The organism is Xenorhabdus sp. KJ12.1 (genome assembly GCF_963876495.1).
Taxonomy (GTDB): domain Bacteria; phylum Pseudomonadota; class Gammaproteobacteria; order Enterobacterales; family Enterobacteriaceae; genus Xenorhabdus; species Xenorhabdus stockiae.
This window is the reverse complement of sequence record NZ_CAWNQH010000091.1, coordinates 1-16,458: the sequence shown is the minus strand read 5'-3', so window position 1 is coordinate 16,458 and position 16,458 is coordinate 1. Positions and strand designations below refer to the sequence as shown.

Below are 16,458 nucleotides of genomic sequence, written 5' to 3'. Positions count from 1 at the left end.
GATAAGCACCGCCATCTGTCGCGACTTCAATCACATAATCAATGCGGTAACCGACCGTATCCCCGTTTTCTTTCTGCGTCTGCAACTGGGGCCATGACAGCCGGATGCGCACAGCCGATAGCTGGGGATTGGTGACCGATCGGACCCATGACTCGGATAATTCGGTCCCCACCGTCAGCTCATTTTCAACCGCAGGTACCCCTTTGATATAGTCCTGATACGGGGTGCCGTGGCGAAATTCCCACTTCACCCCCTCAAAGTTAGACTTACCGTCCGGCCCGATAATGGGCGTGTTATCCAGAAAGATATTGGTGCCATCCAGTCCCCCGGCGAATTCCCCTTCCCCCAGTGCCAGTAAGATTTTGGCATACGAGGTCGACTGTAATGAATCCGGCGATTCAACCGGGGTACGGGGGCTGTCACTGCCGCCTTTGCTGCCCTGAATTCGATGCTGTTCCATATTTCACCCACAAAAAAAGCCGCTTTCGCGACCTGACTGAACACTGTGAAGATTTATTGCTGATCTTCGGCGTAAATCCCCGCAGAGATAATGGCACCCCCGATGCGGCGCTTGCCGTACCCTATCGGCACCGGGTTACCCTGCGCGATGGAGTTGACTGGGCCACCAAAGGCATACGAGGGTTTATTGTCGGGATCTTCCCGTCGCGCCAGTCCGCCCGGCATCGGGGAGAGCATCTGCACCACGCCGCCCAGCATCATACCCACACCGGACATCACCATCGGTGCACCAAACGGCGTTGCCCACAGGAATGCTCCCGCAACGACCATGACTGCCCCGAGGATGGTTTGCAGCACTCCGGCTTTTTTACTGCCAATAATCACCGGGACAATCCGAATATCGCCTTCACCGGAAAAAGCCAGTTCATCCTGGCTAATATTGCGCTTGCCGATAAACACCGCAAAGGTGAATCCGCGCTCTCTGGCGGTTAACAGGTATTTTTCAAAACCGTCAATCAGGACAGACAATGCCCGGATCGCTTCCTGCGGTGAAGAGACGGCCAGTTGATATTCCCGCCCAAACTGCGTCCCGAGTGGGCCGTATAAGCGTATTGTGCGTATCGTTTCCATCATTCCCCCTGATATCTGACTCTTTTCACTGTGCGTTCCTGCCAGTAGCCACTGTAAGACACGCGGTTGCTGAGTTGCCCGTACATATGGTGTAACATCAGCCCATCACCGAGATACACCCCGGCATGATTGGGTTCACGGGCCTGCACCTGCATAATTATCACATCACCGGTCTGGAGTTCATCGTTGCACTCAACAAACCCCGCCGAGGCGTAGTGCTGCATATAGAGGTTTTCGCCCCGGTTCCACCAGCCATCCGTACGGACAAAATCGGGCAGTTCAATGTTGCGCTCCAGTCGATACCAGTCACGCACAATGGCGTAACAGTCCCAAATACCGTGGACAAACGGACGTTCCAGCAAAGGCTTGATACCCTCTGTGGGCATCAGCGTACGGATATCCCCTTCCGGCCATGAGACAATCACCCACGGGAGTTGTGACAGATCACACTGGGCAATATCTAACTGACTGGGCTGGGTGGTCGCGTCCGGGTGACTGTGCACAATCGCCACTATGGTTCCGGCATCTTCGGCAATTGCGTAATCTTCCGGGTGAAGGCTGAACTGTTCTGTTGGGACTGAGGCAGTATTGCGGCAGGGAAGATACTGTTGTTTGCGGCTGTTCTGAATGACCAGTCCACAGCATTCATTCGGGTAGTCGGCCTGCGCGTGATCTAGGATGGCTTGGATAATATGAGGACGCATAAAGGCTTCCTTAGGCAATAAAAAACCCGCCGAAGCGGGGTATTGAATTAAAACAACAAATAAATCACATATCTAAATTTTCCAAATAATACTTATCACTCTTAGGTTCGTAACGTACAATCACATTGAATTTCGTTCTTATCATTGCGCCAAAACTATTTTGAGCATCAACATGCCCAATAAAATTAAATTTACATTCTTCGGGCTTATATGATTTAACATCGTAGTAACTGGCAAACTTAGCAGTCGACGGGGCTTTTAAATGAGATGATATAAGTTTTTCAGCATAGATATACGCAGTCTTATCATCTGTGCAATAATCTGTTGCAGGCGCTGGCGTCCGGCTAGAGCAGGAGACAAAAACGACAATAATAGCGATAAAACCAATACCCGCCATAAGCCACTCAAAGCCTCCATATCCTAATACCTTAGAATCACTTTTCTTAGTATTAGCTACGCTAGGACTGGTGATAGGTTCTTTTTTTTCTTGTCTCGTTGCTTTCTTTGTTAGCGGAGTAATTATTTTATATCGGGAGGCTCCATTATTATGCTCCCATGTAACTATTTGCATCTCCTCCATCTGTTGCAATAGCAGGGCTGCTCTATTGTAGCCTATACCAAAATACTCTTTTACATCATTAATGGATGCATATTCATTGGTTATTAAATATTCAACAGCATCATCAAATAAAGGATCAATGGTTTTATCATCAAGTCCCATTAATGCGCCCTCATAATGTCAATACATCAACAAATATTAACCTTTAGTTCTTTTAATATCCAGAAGCACTATTATCTCCTCAGCAAAGCCGAGCCGGGAAAGCCGCCAAACGGCAATTGGGCATTTTCACCGAACCGCAGCTTGCAATCATTCATCAGCCCGCCGCATACGTCCCTTGAAGGATCGTCCGTTGGATTGCCCTCTTCATCAAAATAGCGCGTTCCGGTGTAATTACAGGGGGATTTGCGATACAAGCCGCGCATACACCATGTACACAGGCTGTGGATTTGGCGTGTGGGGATCTGGATCCCCTGCAAATCTGCCGGAGAAGACAGAGCAAAATGGACTTCGGTATTATCTTCATGAGTTTTACTGTCAATGTAGAAGACGTCTATTTTTTCCTGTGTCGGGTCAGCCTCGGGATTGCCCTCCGGGAAGTTACGCGCATCCAGATAATGGGTGAAGGTCATATGAAGGGTAATACACGCCTGCACCATATTATGGTAAGCCAGACACAGGGCGCTGATCGTGCCATCCAGATTGGCGACACTGAGTGTCGGCGAGACCGCCCGACCATCACCGTTAACCTCCAGCCCTTCGATTTTGACGGGCCACGGCTTATATTCTACGCCCTGCCACCAGATAGATTTAGCAGGTAAATTGTCTGAACTGTCCAGCTCCGCCTCTGTGTACGCTATCGGGTGGTTATGAAAGTACAGTTCAGGCCCACCAAAAGCGGAACCATCAAGGGCAAACAATAAGACTTTGCTCCCCGGCTCAAGTTGCTGGAGTGTCGTGTTTATGGTCATAGTGGTGTTCTCTACGGATGGTAAGTGCGGGTGAAGATCACGGACAGTGTGAAGTAAGCCCCATGCGCCTGTATATTGAATTTCCCCGCCTGATACAACCCTAACTCAGATAATGGGTTACGCCACTTAAAGGCGCGCCAACCCTGATGTTCACGTAAGAAAGCCATAATCGGCTGGATATCCGACAAGGGACCCACAAACGACAGCGGCCAGCTTTCCCGCTGTGAGTTTATCCCGTCACCGGTGGTTTGTTTGTACCCGTCGCCGAACTGAACAGATCGCACCACCGGTTCAAATTCCCCCGCCGCCCCGATCCGAGCGGGAAAATCAAACATCTTTATCATCGCCGTCCTCCTTTAATCGCCACACTGAGTTCACCGCCCTGACCGAGACTCTTATGCAGCAGCGTCTTAAATCGCTGGTCGATAAACTTCGCAATATCCTGCCCGGCGGATTCAAAGCCGCTGGTTGTCTTCACTTCCTGATTGCCATCAGAATTGATAACAATATTGACATGATTAGTGGTCTGGTTGCTGGTGCCGCCGCTGGCCTCTACGCCCAACCGACCATCGGAACCACGCTTTAACGGTAGGATCGCTTCGGGACCCGCTTCCCCCATCACGCCACCGCCTTTCGCAAACGCAAACAAGGTCGGACTGCTGACAATCTGCCCGCTGTACTGACTTAAATTGGTCGACTGGTAAACCCCGCCTTTTGCATTCGGGATGGGACTTTTCCAGATATCAGGGGTGATTGTCGTACCGGAACCAATCGAACCCATATTGCCCCCAGCGGAGGCTAAGGCATTGGTCCCCATATTCGCCATGCCACCGCCACCGAAAAAACCTGAGACCGCTTTGGTGATCAGTGCCTGCATCGCAATACGCACCAAGTCCTGAATAATCGATTGGGCTAGTGAGGCGGACAGCTCCCGCATGGATTCAGAGAATGACTTACTGCCGGTTAACATGCCGGTCAGGGCGTTACTTGTCCGTTGCTCAACCACATCTAACAGGTTGATCTGCATCCGCTGAAAATCCCCCTGCGCACCGTACAGCTCTTTAGCGGCGGCAAGCTGGGCATCCCTCGAACGCGTGCCTGCGGCTGTGGTTAATTGCTCATAACGCTCTTTACTGATGCGGTTATTACGATAATACGCTTCATAAAGGGCCGTTTGTTCTGTGAGCTGGTTTTTCAATTGGGTAACGGGATCAACCTCACCCGCCATATCAAGCCGGGGCGCAGCAAGTTGTCTGGCCTGTTCTGCCAGCTGATCCTTCACTGAGGTTTGTTGGAGGGTTTTTCTGGCTAAAAAATATTCCTGTTCAGTCAACAACCGTTCAGCATACAGAGCTTTCAGCTCTTTGCTCGCGTCCCGCTCTTGCCGGATAAGGGCTTTTGCCGGGGCGTAGCGCTCTGCCAGTTCCTGCCGCTGTTTCTGGTGATTTACCGCATTGAGCGCTTTCAGGCGTTCAATTTCGCTCTGAGACACTAAACCGGATTTGGCGACCTCATCCAATTTTCTTTGTGTCTCCTTCTCGCTAAGTAGGATGCGGCCTAAACTCGTCGTGTGCGCCCGTTCAATATCAAAACGTAACTGCTGATACTGATTCAGGATTTGGGTGCTGCCCTTTTTCTTTTTGCTCCCTTTATCCCCGCCGTCATCACTGCCTGTCCACGAATTGTTATTACTCTCTTCGGACTGAGATTTAGATGAAATGGGTTTTTCGCCCGCCTCAAGTGCTTTTAAGGCAGCCTGGGATTCCTCAAGTTGTTTCTTATGAAATTCCGTTTTTTTGCGCGCTTTTTCGTATTCCGCCTCTGCGTGTACAACACCTTCTTGTGCTTTCTTTTTATCTGCCCATAAGCCGCCCAACCCAACGCCAGAGACAAGGTTTTTCTTCCCTTGCAAATCAAGCCATATCTTGTCGGTTTCTTCCTTTTGTTTATCCAGTGCATCCCTGTAGTTCAGAATTTTAGAAGACAATTCAACCTTTGAGAGCTGCATCAGGGCATTTTTTGTTTCGAGTACCGCGTCCGTTAGATTGGTGGCGCTTTCTCTGGCTTCCTGCGCTCTTTGGTGAAAATAATAGATAGCTGAACCTGCGAGCATTGCCACGCCGAATGGGCCACCTAATAACGAAAAAGCACCACGCGCCAAGCCTGCTGATACAGCAAGGGAGCGGTATGAGAGAGACAATCGGCGGTTGGCGGCCTCCAGTAGTCGGGTGGCCCGTTCTTTTTGTCGGAATGCTTCCGTTTCCTTCCGGTACAGGGCGTTAGCTTCTTTGGAGTAGTTAACGAGCAGACCATGCTGGGCATTCACTACTCGCATTCTTTCAATATGTTCACCCTGACGCTGAGTCAGTTGAATGGTTGCGTTCGCCTGCTCAATAGTGCGCCGGGCGGTTTCAGCCTTCTGCTTGGTGGTATCCCGCATGGCTTTTTCGGTCGCTCGCCATGCACTGACGTTCTCACGTAATCCAGCAGTCAGTTTGGTCGCCATCACAGGAATAAGGGTATGTAATGCAACCATAGCAACAGTATTGAAGTTCTCAGACAGACTGTTCACGACGCCGGTCACATTCTGCACCCCGGAGCGCAACGGCCCGTCAGCACTGCTGCCGACTTTAATCGCCAGTCCTTCAAAGGCTCTCCCTAAGACATCCAGATCGGCGCTCAGGTTATTGGCCCGCTCTCCGGCCTGATCATAGGCCACCTGTGTCCCGGTCAGCGACTGCTTGAGTTCATCCAGCTCACGCCGTCCGGTGACTAACTGTGAAGCGGCACTGAGGTTAGCCCGCCCGAACAATTTCGCCGCCTGCGCCGTCGATAGCTGTTTGTTTTTCAGGTACTCCAGCGCGGCACTCAGCCCCACGACCGAGGGTTTCAGGTTCTTATCGGTGGATTTCTCCAGCGCCAGCACCACGTTACGGATAGCCACCCCCGCTTCCGCGCCTTTGATACCCCCTTTGGCTAACACCTGAATCGCGGCATTCAGCTCTTCAAACGACATCCCGGCTTGTGAGGCCATCGTACCGCCGTTCTTGATGGCTAAGGCGGTTTCATTGATTTCGGATGCGCCGTATTTGGCACCGGCCGCCAGTACGTTGATATAGCGATCAGCCTGCGCCGCTGACGCACCGAACTGATTCAGGGACAGTGCTAAGGCTTTGGTCGCTTCCGGTAACTCAATGCCGGAGGCTTGCGCTAGCGTGATGGCTTTCTCTGTCGCCTGCGTCAGTGCCTGGGTATTTTTCAGTAGTTCCGGTTTTGCCGAAGCCATCAGTTTCAGGGCCTGCGCAACACCGGTGGCCCCGAATTCTGTTGTTCTTCCCAGTCGCTGAGCGTCTTCGTCCAGTTTCTTGAGCTGTGCCCCGGTCGCGCCGGTAATGGCAGACAGATCAGACAAGGCCTGTCCGTACTTGCGCGTGTGGGAAATAATGGTACCCAGTGAGAACCCGGTGCCCGCCAGTAACGCCAGCTGCCCGGACACGGATTTGATCTGGTTCGCTAACGAACTGTAGGTCTTGGTGACCTTTTTCCCGTCACTGGCGGCTTTATCAGCAAAGCGCTCTGATTCCCGCCCGGCATACCGGTACGCATCGGCAATTTGGGATTTAAATGAGGTGGCATTCACCAGTAAGCCGACCGTCAGGTTAGATAAATTCGCCATACGTTAACCTAATAATCTCATGACATCCTCGCACTGCGCCTGCACCGTATCAGAAGCGGCAACGGGCACAGGCGGCGGCGTGTCGGAATGTTTGCGGTTTTTCAGCCGGTAGTAAGCCTGCCACTCATTGAGCGTCGAGGCCGGTAACGACAGGATGCGATAGGGGTCTATTTCGCCGAGCTGTTCTGCAAGGGTGAAGGCAAAGTGCAGCGTCGGCGAATGGATTAGTTTTTTTCGGCCTCCTCCAGTGTGCCGATAGCATGACGTTTCACAATCTGAATGGCTTCAATGATCGTGGCGTTATCATGCACCGCCATCAGTTCCTCAGCACGGGGTAGCTCACTGGCGGCAATGGCTTGTCCTTTATCGTCAACCAGACAATCGAGCAACATCTGAATATTGAGGCGGGAAGCCTCGCGCCCGTCTCCGGCCTGACTCAGTTTTTCCGCCTGTTCTTCCAGCGTCAGTAACTCAGCCGACGTCATCCGGCGCAGATTCACTTGGGTACCAAAGAGTTCGACCGCTTTGATATGCGGGCGCGGGGTCAGTAATGCGGCTTTCAGGGCTTTCATGGTGTCACTCCTGTTTTGGTGGTACCCCAGACGAGGTTATTCTGTTTGCCTTTCACGGTGATTTGAATGACTTCACTGGCCGGGGCGTTAATGTCGTTCATCTCCCAGCCGGACAGGGCTAACACCATCGTCGCGGTGCGTTTGTTCGGCAGGGCAAGATAAAGCTGCACGGTCTCATGATTCTCGGCCGCATTCAGAAAAGCGGCAAAATCCGCATCTTCGGGATTATCAATAAAGCCCAGTGATTTCTCCGGCCCTTCCGGCATATCGGAAATAAACTGCTTATTGGTATCCATCAGGGTGGTGCAGTCAATAAAGCTGCCGGTTAACCCGGTGGCGCCCAGTGCCTTACAGTTTTCCAGCGGCTTCATCTGAGCGACGCTGTCACCGGGTTTGCCGAACTTCACTATTGTGCCTTTAGGCAGCACGGCATACTCAGGTGAGGATTTTCTCTCTGCCATGATTCACTCCAATCAGGGTTATTTGCTGTAACCGGATAAGGCGGCGCGGATTTCCTGCGCCAGCACCTTCATCACGGCGGTTTTGTTGTAATCTAACGCCGGGCGAACAAAAGGATTGGGAACCTGTTTAATCGTGCCCATTTCCTGCGCTAAGGCTTTCATCCGGTGTGCTTTGGTCGGGCCAACGGTGATCATCACCCCGCCCGGGTATTTCGTTGATTTCGCGGAACGGATGGTAATATTGTCCCGCAGGTGCGGCCCTTTGCTCTTCGGGTCATACCCGGCGTGAGCCTGCATATCTTCCTGTACAATTTCCATCGCGGCTTTCCCCGCCTGACGCAGAATCTTTGTCTGGAGGGCAACGTCTAATTCCTGCAATTTGCGCCCTAATTCCGCCAGACCGGATACGTGAGTCTTAATCATCGGTCAGCCTCCGTATAAGCAATGATAAAGTCACGGGTAATACGGTAGCGCTTGCGGTTGTTGGTTTCTTCCGCCATCTCCTGCAACAGCGCCCCGCGGGTGACTGACTGCACCGGGGTGCGACCGATAGCGCCGTGCCGTATCGCTTCCCATGCCGTACGTAGCGTGGCTTCCAATTGCAGCGCCTGCGTGTAATTTTGGGTGATGATGCTGATTTGAAAACGCCCCTCAATCAATTGCGCTGGCGCTAACCCGGTATCAAAGGCCGGATCGCTGATGCGCTGGTAGGTCACCCCCTCTGAAACCGAGGACGGCAAAAGTAGCGGATAAGCCGGTAATTGAGTGAGGCGTTCTAAATCGGCGTGAATATCAAGCTCGATCATGGCGAACCTCGGCTTCGGTGCTGATAATCGTGCGGTCAGGCCGGTTGTTATCGACCGCACGTACGGTAAACCGCCGTCCCTGATGTTCAATCAGCCAGTCGATATCAATATCCTTGCGCGGTCTGACGGTGAATTCCTGTATTTCAATCACCTGTTGCTGGTCAGCGGTGCGGGTTTTGCGGTTCGATAACGCTTTAGCTTTCGCCCAGACCGTAGCCACATAATGGGGGATCAGGGTTTCGGCCCCCAGTGCATCCCGCTCAATGACCGGGCGGAACAGCTTGATACGGTGAGTGATTTCATTCGCTAACATGCCCGCTCCTAGACCGGTCTTATCCGGTAATCATCCAATAATTCCCGAAAACCGGTCGGCAGGCGTTTCGGGTCACGGGTTTCATACCAGAATCCCACGGCCAGCATTAAGGCCAGTTTAATGACGGGGGTCAGCAAGATACCGTCAGGATCGGTCTCCGGTATCTGCGTTTCATACAGATTGCGATTCAGATAATTGGTGGCTTTTTCTCTGGCTGCCGCCAAATAAGTCAGCAACAGACTGTCTTCTTCGTCAGAGTCAATCCGGCACTGTAACCGCAGCTCTTCGAGAGTCGGTAATGACATGCTGTCTCCTGATAACCGGGCGGCACTCAGGCCGCCACAGTCTGGGTTAGGCTTTACCGCCCCCTTCCGGGGCTTTCAGCAGTTTCACCGCATTGCTGTCCACCAACAGAGAGCCGACCCGTTTCGTGGTGTAGAAATGGATAAAGGGCTTATGGGTGTACGGATCACGCAACATCCGTACCCCGAGGCGGTCCAGAATGGTGTAGCACCGTTTGAAGTTACCGAACGCCACCGGGACAACACCGGCACCCAAATCAGCAAACTGCTCATTCTCAGCGATACCGTAGCCTAACAGCGCGGAAGGTTGCCCCAATTGCAGGCCCGGCTGCCACAGGTAATTGCCCTGATGGTCTTTCAGGGTGCGCACCTGAAACAGCATCTTATTGTTCATCATGAACTTCGCCCCGGTGCGGTACGGTTTACGCAGGGTGTAGATCAGCTGCATGATTTCGTCAGCGGTGACCTCAGTCGGCTTTTTCAGCAACAGATGCTGCAACGTGCCCCATTTTCGATCTTTGTCGTCCTGCGCATCACTGCCGTAGGTCAGTAAACCTTTCGGCTTGTTTTTGCCATCCCCGTTCGTAAACGCGCTTTCTTCCTGCTCAGCGAACTCCTGTGTCAGCTCAGCCGTGATAAAGCTCTCCACATCAAAGAAGCTATCATCCAGCATGGTCTGCGTCGCTGCCGGGTTACCGTAGATTTCTCCCCAGGTCGGCTCGATTTGCGCCAGTTTCGCCGTTTTAGTTTCCGGGCGATCATCCGTTTCACCGACCCAGCCACTGTTCGTGCCGCCCTGATTCACCAGTCGCTTGAAATTCGGCGTCCCTACGGAAACCACGCTACATTCCGCCCGCATCACCACCTCATCTTTCAGGGCGTTGATGATATTGCGGTCCAGCTCTTCCGGCACCGCGTAGCCGCCATCGGGATCCACGGTGGTCTGCATCGCTTTTTGCTCCAGCTCCGCTAATCCATCCTCCCGGCCCTTGCGGATAAACTGACCAAAGGCGGTTTTGTGTTCGCTCACCGCCTGACTGTTGGGGCCGCCTGCCGGGCGTTTTAATCCCGCCAGTTCTTCTTCAAGGGCCGATTTCAGGCTGTCCAGCTCGGACAATTTGCCATTCAGGGTCTCTACCTGCCCGGCTAATTTGCCTTTTTCCGCTTCCATCGCATCAATGCGCTTATCGTTCTTTTCCTTGAACTCATCAAAACGCTGCTGAATTTCCTGCGCGACCTGTTGTACGTCTTTAGCTTCAATAGCCATAAATAACTCCGGTTAGTTAAAATTAAGTGATTGCAGTGCATTCAGTGCCGACACCGCTTCTGCGTCACGCGAAGCCAGTGCGCCGTAACCCTCAGCCATGAATGCCTTGGCCTGAGAGCGGGAGAGTCCAACGTCGCGCAGGACCCGTTCAATGCTTTTCGGGGTGGGAATATCGCCCCGGGCTAACGCGGATTTCACGTCACTGACCCGGGCTTCGTCATTGGCCGGAAAAGTCACCAGACTGACTTCCCACAAATCCAAATCCTTCAGTAAAAAGGCCTCCTTGCTTCGGTCGTATTCCCAGTCTTTCAGGACATAACCGATAGACAGCCCGGACAGCGAACCGGCTTTCATATGAGCATGGGCCCGTTTTGCCAGCGGATCATCCTCAATCAGCAATCGCCCTTTGAGATACAGTCCGGTCTCGTCTTCTTTCATGTCGGTATAAATCCCGATGGGTTCATCCATCCGGTGCTGCCAGAGCAAGGCAGGCAGGCTGCCTTTATCCCCCCAGTGCTTCAGGGTATTGGTAAAGGCGCCCGGCAAAACAATGTCGTCATAGCTGTCTTTGACCCCGAACACCGAGCCGTAACCTTCGAACTCACCGGACTCGCTGACAGACTTAATTTTCAATGGCACATCAAGCCGTTGTTTTGTCATCATCGGCATGGGTTTCTTCCTCTTTTTTCGGGGGTGGTTCAGGTTGTGTGGTCATGTTCATCGGTGTCAGATAAATATCGCCGTCTTCACGCGGGTTAAGTTCTTCCAGCTCCCGGCATTCGTTCGGCGAATAGATCCCCCAGTTAATGCCGGTCGCGTAAGCTTCGAAACGGGATTTCATGTCCCCGCGCAGCAAGGCCCCGGTGTTGAATTTGGCGTAAAACGTCCCCTGCTGGCTGCTTTTTACCAGTCCGGCATTAATCCGCTGTTCAATCCGGGTGAGGTACGGCACTAACGAGTAATTGATAAACCCAATCCCCAGATTCTCAATGTTGTTAAAGGTGGCGCGATCGGTGTTTTGCACCATGTGCAGCGGCACCCGAAAAATGCGGCAAATTTCCTCCAACTGAAACTTGCGGGTTTCCAGAAACTGCGCATCTTCTGCCGATAAACTGATCTGATGCCATTTCAGCCCCATTTCTAAAATCATCGGCTTATGGGCGTTATCCAACCCCTGATGGCGGGCTTCAAAATCGGTTTTCAGCCGGTGATAGGCCTCGTCTTTCAGAACCTGATCCGTTTGCAGTACCCCACTGGCGACAGCGCCATTACCGAACAGGCGTGAGCCGTGCTCTTCGGTGGCTAACCCTAACCCGATAGCCTGACGGGCATACGCAATGGGACTGAGTCCGGTCAGACCATCCAGCGTAAAAATGCGGACGTGCCAGAGTTCATCCTGTGTCAGCGTCCGGCTTTCCCCGTTCGGGAAGGTCACCTGATATTCCGGTAGCCAGTCATTATTCAGTTTTGGCACAACACTACCCGGGTCGAGGGGTAGCAACTCCACGACATCACCCAGCACCTTCACCTTATAAGCATAAAAGTTACCCCGCAGGCACAGACAGGCAATCAGTAACTCCCAGAACTCCTGCGGCGTCATGTAGTGATTGGGCTTGACCGACAGTAACTTATGCAGTCGTTCGTGGGTGGCCCGTTGATTACCGCGATCCAGTTGCTTATACAGTGAGCAAGGCAGCATGCCTACCGATTCCGCCAGTACCCGCACACAACTGAACACCGCCGTCAGTTGCATCGCTAACGACGGATTGACCCGCCGTCCGGTGTAGGTGTCATAGGACAGGCCGATCAGTTCACTTAACTCGCGGGAAGTCATGGGGTCGGCGGATTTTCGAAACAGTCCGGGAAAGAACATCAGGCCTCCCCGTCAGGTTGATGGCTCAGCATCCGTGAGACCAGATAGGACCAACCGAGGCACAGGCTGCCAGAGACAATAAATCCGGCAGCAGGCAGCAGCAGCCACGCGCCGTAAGACAATAAAACACCGCCTGCCAGTCCGACCAGCGGGGCGGTTATCAGGAGTAATTTCATTAAGGCACCTCAGAGAGCGCGTAAGCCCCGGTTAATCAGAATGTCAGACAAACTCTCCTGTTGCTCACCGCCATTGACCAGTAAGCGGCTCAGGCCGGTAAATAAAGCAACAGGGCCGTCTATCTTGGCTTCCGGCGTGGATTTATTCGGGAAAATATTGTCGTTTTTATCCGGTTTCACGGTAACGTTTGACATCATCCAGTTCATCACCGGGTGGGCGTTATGGTGGAATTTCCCGCTGTAAACCAGCGCTTCCAGTGTTTTCATCGCTTCCGACAGATTGCGCACGGTCTGAGCGACTTCCACTAAGGGGATGCCTTCTTCCGCTAAGGCGAGACTGAACTGCACGGCGCTCCACGGGTCAAAGCCGAGTTCTTTCAGGTTTTCCCCGCTAATCCAGTGCAATAGCTCATCTTTTATCTGCGCATGATCCACCACTTCGCCATCGGTCAGGGTCAGGATGCCCAGCTCGCCCCATTTACGGTACAATTCGGCCATCTGACGGGAGCAGCGTTCAATACGGCCCTCCGGTAACCAGAACCGAAAGTCAGCGTGCACATGCCCGTTACTGCCCTGCCACACTTTGACGGCGGCACAGATATCAATTTTGTTCGCCAAATCCACCCCGACCCACATCGGGTAAGTTTTCAGCTCATGCGCCGGGGCAAGGGGTTCACAGTCATCCCACTTGAGCATATCCATCCATGCCGATTCCGCGGTCACCCACAGATTCATATGCTTGGTAAAAAAGTTATGTCGGGCGGAAACCTGCTCTTTGGCCTTTTTCGCCAGTCGTCGTAAGTCGTCCCAGCGTTTACAAATCCCGAGGCCGGGGTTCGCTTTCTGCCAGACAGTTTCATCAAACGGATCATCGTCTTTGTCCAGCGTATAAATCAGGGCAAAAAAGGTGTCATCCGGGGCCTGTCCACGCAAGATCTTGATGGCATAGTCACGCAGTTCGTAACAGATGCCTTCTTTGTTAAAGCCCGCCGTGGTGATCCCAAACAGCAGCGACTGCAAGCGGGCGCCGGTGGCGGTTTCCAGTACATCCCACACATCACGGGTGCGGTGCGCATGCAGTTCATCGACAATGCCGCAATGAATATTGAGACCATCAAGGTTATTGGCATCACTGGACAGCGGCTCAAACTTGGACGAGGACTGCTCCTGATAAATCGCCAGCTTATTGAACTCAAACAACCGGCCTAGCGTCGGTCTGGCCTGCTTGATCATGCTTTTCGCATCCTCAAACACGATACGGGCCTGATCGCGGGTCGTGGCCGCCGAATAGACCTCCGCGCCGCCCTCACTGTCGGCCCCGGTCATGTACAGACCGATACCGGACGACAGCGTAGACTTGGCATTTTTGCGCGCCACTTCGTTATACGCGGTACGGAAACGGCGCACCATCACCGGTCGTCCACTGCCATCATTGCGCAGCACCACTTCTCCGGTGGCTTCATTCACCAATGGACAGACAAAGCCGAACAGGTTAATCAGGATAAAGATATGCCAGTCCATCAGCTCAATGGGCTTGCCGGTCAGTGCCCCTTTGACATGCGGGACAAATTTGTAAAAATTCAGGATATGCTGGGCACGGGGTTCACTGAATGTAATTCCCCGGGCTTCGCCGGTTTTCAGGTCAGTCAGGAAGCGCTGGCAGGCCAGTCTCACCAATTCCCCGGCAACAATCTCCCCCGCCACGACCCGTTCGGCGTAGCGAATGCCGTCAGCCACTTTTGCCATGTTTAATCCCTCATCTGTAAAAATTCAGTCAGCGGATCGGCCTTGTCTTCCCCGACCATATTGACTTTCGTCCGGCTGGAGGGCGACATCCCGAACGCGCTGAGCATGGCGTGAATCCGTTTCCACGCATCGGCTTTCATGCCGGCGGCCGGATGCGCTTTGATTAACCCCTGATCGGTGCGGTAGGTGTAACCTTCGCTTTCCAGTGTGTCGCAGTGGGTGCGGTATTCGACATAGGCTTCAATCAGCAACTCAAGGGCTTTCGCATCCAGACTGGTCAGTACACCGACTTTATCCAGTTCCCCGGCGATCCGTTCATGCCAGTAGCGGCCCATTTTGCCGAAATGCTTCGGGATCGGGGGCACCCCTTTTTCCGGCTTCGGTTCGTTGGCGTTTATCGGGCGTTTTGATGGGTTACCCCTCACCAAACGCAGGTGAGTCGGGGTTGGCGGTCGTCCTGCCATGTGATTTCTCCTGTCAAACGGTGCAGTTGGGGCACCCCAAAAAAAGGTTTGTATTTCGCGGCGATCTGAAAAGAGGTTAGGCGGCGGTCCTCAAGGCACGAGAGGGGTAGCGATTTACCCTCCCCCGGCCCATAAGTACCGCCTAGTCCGATGGTTAACTATACTTCGAACATGAGACGCTGATATTCCAAACTCACGCGCCACCGAAAGTTTAGATTTACCATTCAGTACTCGTTGCTCTATCTTTAAAACATCATCATCTGATAGCTTTGTAGCAACTGCCTTTTCGCCATAGCTCAAACAAACCGCTGTGCCATGTCTTATACTATCGAGTACGTTTTCTTTATGGGTTCCCCACCTTAAATTCTCCAGACGATTATCAAGCGGATTCCCATTTAGATGACGTGTAAGATCGCATTCTTTCGGCTTATCTCCCTTGTGTGCCAATAGAACAAGTTGATGAACGGGTTTTGTTACCACAGTCTTACGTCCAGTTCCGCTCCTAACGTTAACCCGTTTATAACCATGACGTATTCTCGTCTTAAGCCTCTTTAGTTGATTGGTTCTAAGCGAGAATATTTCACCTTCTTTAGATGCAAAATAACCGGGGAATCCCTTAATTTCTTTTATTAAGACGTGCAGATCCCCTGAATCTAATGTTGACTCAGTCATTGTTCACCTATGAAATTGTTATTTATTGAAACGCTCTAGAGATGTCTTACGGCTATGGCAGGCCCAGCACAATAACTCCAAATTTGACAACGCATCCGTCCCGCCCTGTGCCTTGGGTGTAATGTGGTCTACCGTTGTGCCTGTCGTCGCTCTCCCTTGTCGTAAGCAGGACTGACACAAGTGCTTATCCCGTTGTTTGATAGTGGCTCTGAGTTTGTCCCATTGACTGCCATAACCGCGAGCATGTCGGCTCTTGCCTTGTTGGTGAGCCTGCCAGCCGGTATGCAGATGGTCAGGACAGTAGCCGCTGCGATCTGTTGTTGTCTTGGGGCAACCCTGCTTGCGACAGGCTCGGGGGATGCGGGGTGGCATGCCTTACTCTCCTGAGGTTAGACCTGTGAGCTTGATAGGTTCTTCACCTGCAGTCTGACTCCAGTCGTTAAACTCACTGATCGCCCGTCTGAGGTCAATATCCGCAGCAGTAATGTCTGCCAGTAGTGCATTCATTTTTTCTGTATCAAGTACCGGAAATCCCTTCTGTGGGTAATACCCCTCTGTCAGCTGGAAAGCTTCCTTTGCTAATTTTTTCAGGCGCTGATTCCTGTATGCATTGAGTGCATCTATCTTCTCTTTTAAGACTTGGCAGCGACCAATCGCTTCATAGTTCGGTTCTGTCATCGTGGCCTCTCGTCGTATTAACCTAATATCCGATAATCGGACTTTGCTTTTCTGTATGGCAATCGTGACTCGTGAATCAGGATGGCAATACAGGCCGTCTCTCCGGCTGTCACATCACTTTGTCTGCCT

22 protein-coding genes are annotated in these 16,458 nt (G+C 52.5%); all 22 read right to left on the bottom strand.

What is annotated here, in order from left to right; all coding sequences use genetic code 11:
* On the bottom strand, positions 1 to 460 hold a 460-nt coding region (gene gpJ, locus AACS92_RS16420; RefSeq protein WP_445286135.1), incomplete at its 3' end, for a TipJ family phage tail tip protein.
* Positions 461 to 513: 53 nt separating this feature from the next.
* Entirely contained in the window at positions 514 to 1,089 is a 576-nt protein-coding gene (locus AACS92_RS16415) for a tail assembly protein (protein WP_099111828.1), read from the bottom strand.
* Positions 1,089 to 1,793, bottom strand: coding sequence for a C40 family peptidase (locus AACS92_RS16410; protein ID WP_099111827.1), 705 nt, complete (start codon positions 1,791 to 1,793; stop codon positions 1,089 to 1,091). The genes AACS92_RS16415 and AACS92_RS16410 overlap by 1 nt, the downstream gene beginning before the upstream one ends.
* Before the next feature lie 64 nt (positions 1,794 to 1,857).
* Positions 1,858 to 2,514 carry a DNA translocase FtsK gene (locus tag AACS92_RS16405; RefSeq protein WP_099111826.1) on the bottom strand — a complete coding sequence of 219 codons (657 nt, stop codon included), beginning with the start codon at positions 2,512 to 2,514 and terminating at the stop codon, positions 1,858 to 1,860.
* Positions 2,515 to 2,585: 71 nt separating this feature from the next.
* The gene (locus tag AACS92_RS16400) at positions 2,586 to 3,323 is read right to left on the bottom strand and encodes a phage minor tail protein L (protein ID WP_099111825.1); all 738 of its coding nucleotides are present in this window, start codon (positions 3,321 to 3,323) and stop codon (positions 2,586 to 2,588) included.
* A gap of 11 nt (positions 3,324 to 3,334) precedes the next feature.
* Positions 3,335 to 3,658, bottom strand: a complete 324-nt coding sequence (locus AACS92_RS16395) for a phage tail protein (protein ID WP_369800404.1) — start codon at positions 3,656 to 3,658, stop codon at positions 3,335 to 3,337.
* A gap of 5 nt (positions 3,659 to 3,663) precedes the next feature.
* Positions 3,664 to 6,999 carry a phage tail tape measure protein gene (locus AACS92_RS16390; protein ID WP_099111823.1) on the bottom strand — a complete coding sequence of 1,112 codons (3,336 nt, stop codon included), beginning with the start codon at positions 6,997 to 6,999 and terminating at the stop codon, positions 3,664 to 3,666.
* Positions 7,000 to 7,223: 224 nt separating this feature from the next.
* The gene (locus tag AACS92_RS16385; RefSeq protein ID WP_099111822.1) at positions 7,224 to 7,571 is read right to left on the bottom strand and encodes a phage tail protein; all 348 of its coding nucleotides are present in this window, start codon (positions 7,569 to 7,571) and stop codon (positions 7,224 to 7,226) included.
* Positions 7,568 to 8,032 carry a phage tail protein gene (locus AACS92_RS16380; protein WP_099111821.1) on the bottom strand — a complete coding sequence of 155 codons (465 nt, stop codon included), beginning with the start codon at positions 8,030 to 8,032 and terminating at the stop codon, positions 7,568 to 7,570. Before AACS92_RS16380 ends, AACS92_RS16385 begins: the two co-directional genes overlap by 4 nt.
* 18 nt (positions 8,033 to 8,050) lie before the next feature.
* A complete protein-coding gene (locus AACS92_RS16375) occupies positions 8,051 to 8,455 on the bottom strand; it encodes an HK97-gp10 family putative phage morphogenesis protein (RefSeq protein ID WP_099111820.1) in 405 nt (134 codons plus the stop codon).
* A complete protein-coding gene (locus AACS92_RS16370) occupies positions 8,452 to 8,838 on the bottom strand; it encodes a hypothetical protein (RefSeq protein WP_099111819.1) in 387 nt (128 codons plus the stop codon). Before AACS92_RS16370 ends, AACS92_RS16375 begins: the two co-directional genes overlap by 4 nt.
* A complete protein-coding gene (locus tag AACS92_RS16365) occupies positions 8,825 to 9,151 on the bottom strand; it encodes a phage head closure protein (RefSeq protein ID WP_099111818.1) in 327 nt (108 codons plus the stop codon). The genes AACS92_RS16370 and AACS92_RS16365 overlap by 14 nt, the downstream gene beginning before the upstream one ends.
* Positions 9,152 to 9,159: 8 nt before the next feature.
* A complete protein-coding gene (locus AACS92_RS16360) occupies positions 9,160 to 9,456 on the bottom strand; it encodes a head-tail connector protein (RefSeq protein WP_099111817.1) in 297 nt (98 codons plus the stop codon).
* Between the two features lie 46 nt (positions 9,457 to 9,502).
* Positions 9,503 to 10,720 (bottom strand): phage major capsid protein, encoded by a 1,218-nt coding sequence (locus AACS92_RS16355; RefSeq protein ID WP_099111816.1) that lies wholly within the window; start codon positions 10,718 to 10,720, stop codon positions 9,503 to 9,505.
* 12 nt (positions 10,721 to 10,732) lie between these two features.
* Entirely contained in the window at positions 10,733 to 11,383 is a 651-nt protein-coding gene (locus AACS92_RS16350) for an HK97 family phage prohead protease (protein ID WP_153044795.1), read from the bottom strand.
* Complete coding sequence (locus tag AACS92_RS16345) at positions 11,361 to 12,593, bottom strand: phage portal protein (RefSeq protein ID WP_099111814.1); 1,233 nt, start codon at positions 12,591 to 12,593, stop codon at positions 11,361 to 11,363. Before AACS92_RS16345 ends, AACS92_RS16350 begins: the two co-directional genes overlap by 23 nt.
* On the bottom strand, positions 12,593 to 12,769 hold the full coding sequence (locus AACS92_RS16340) for a hypothetical protein (protein WP_193757006.1): 177 nt from the start codon (positions 12,767 to 12,769) through the stop codon (positions 12,593 to 12,595). Before AACS92_RS16340 ends, AACS92_RS16345 begins: the two co-directional genes overlap by 1 nt.
* Positions 12,770 to 12,778: 9 nt before the next feature.
* On the bottom strand, positions 12,779 to 14,515 hold the full coding sequence (locus AACS92_RS16335) for a terminase large subunit (RefSeq protein WP_099111813.1): 1,737 nt from the start codon (positions 14,513 to 14,515) through the stop codon (positions 12,779 to 12,781).
* Between the two features lie 2 nt (positions 14,516 to 14,517).
* Positions 14,518 to 14,979 (bottom strand): phage terminase small subunit P27 family, encoded by a 462-nt coding sequence (locus tag AACS92_RS16330; RefSeq protein WP_099111812.1) that lies wholly within the window; start codon positions 14,977 to 14,979, stop codon positions 14,518 to 14,520.
* Positions 14,980 to 15,093: 114 nt separating this feature from the next.
* The gene (locus tag AACS92_RS16325) at positions 15,094 to 15,651 is read right to left on the bottom strand and encodes an HNH endonuclease signature motif containing protein (RefSeq protein ID WP_099111811.1); all 558 of its coding nucleotides are present in this window, start codon (positions 15,649 to 15,651) and stop codon (positions 15,094 to 15,096) included.
* Positions 15,652 to 15,669: 18 nt separating this feature from the next.
* Entirely contained in the window at positions 15,670 to 16,023 is a 354-nt protein-coding gene (locus AACS92_RS16320; RefSeq protein ID WP_099111810.1) for an HNH endonuclease, read from the bottom strand.
* 3 nt (positions 16,024 to 16,026) lie between these two features.
* Complete coding sequence (locus AACS92_RS16315) at positions 16,027 to 16,329, bottom strand: hypothetical protein (protein WP_099111809.1); 303 nt, start codon at positions 16,327 to 16,329, stop codon at positions 16,027 to 16,029.
* Positions 16,330 to 16,458 lie beyond the last annotated feature (129 nt).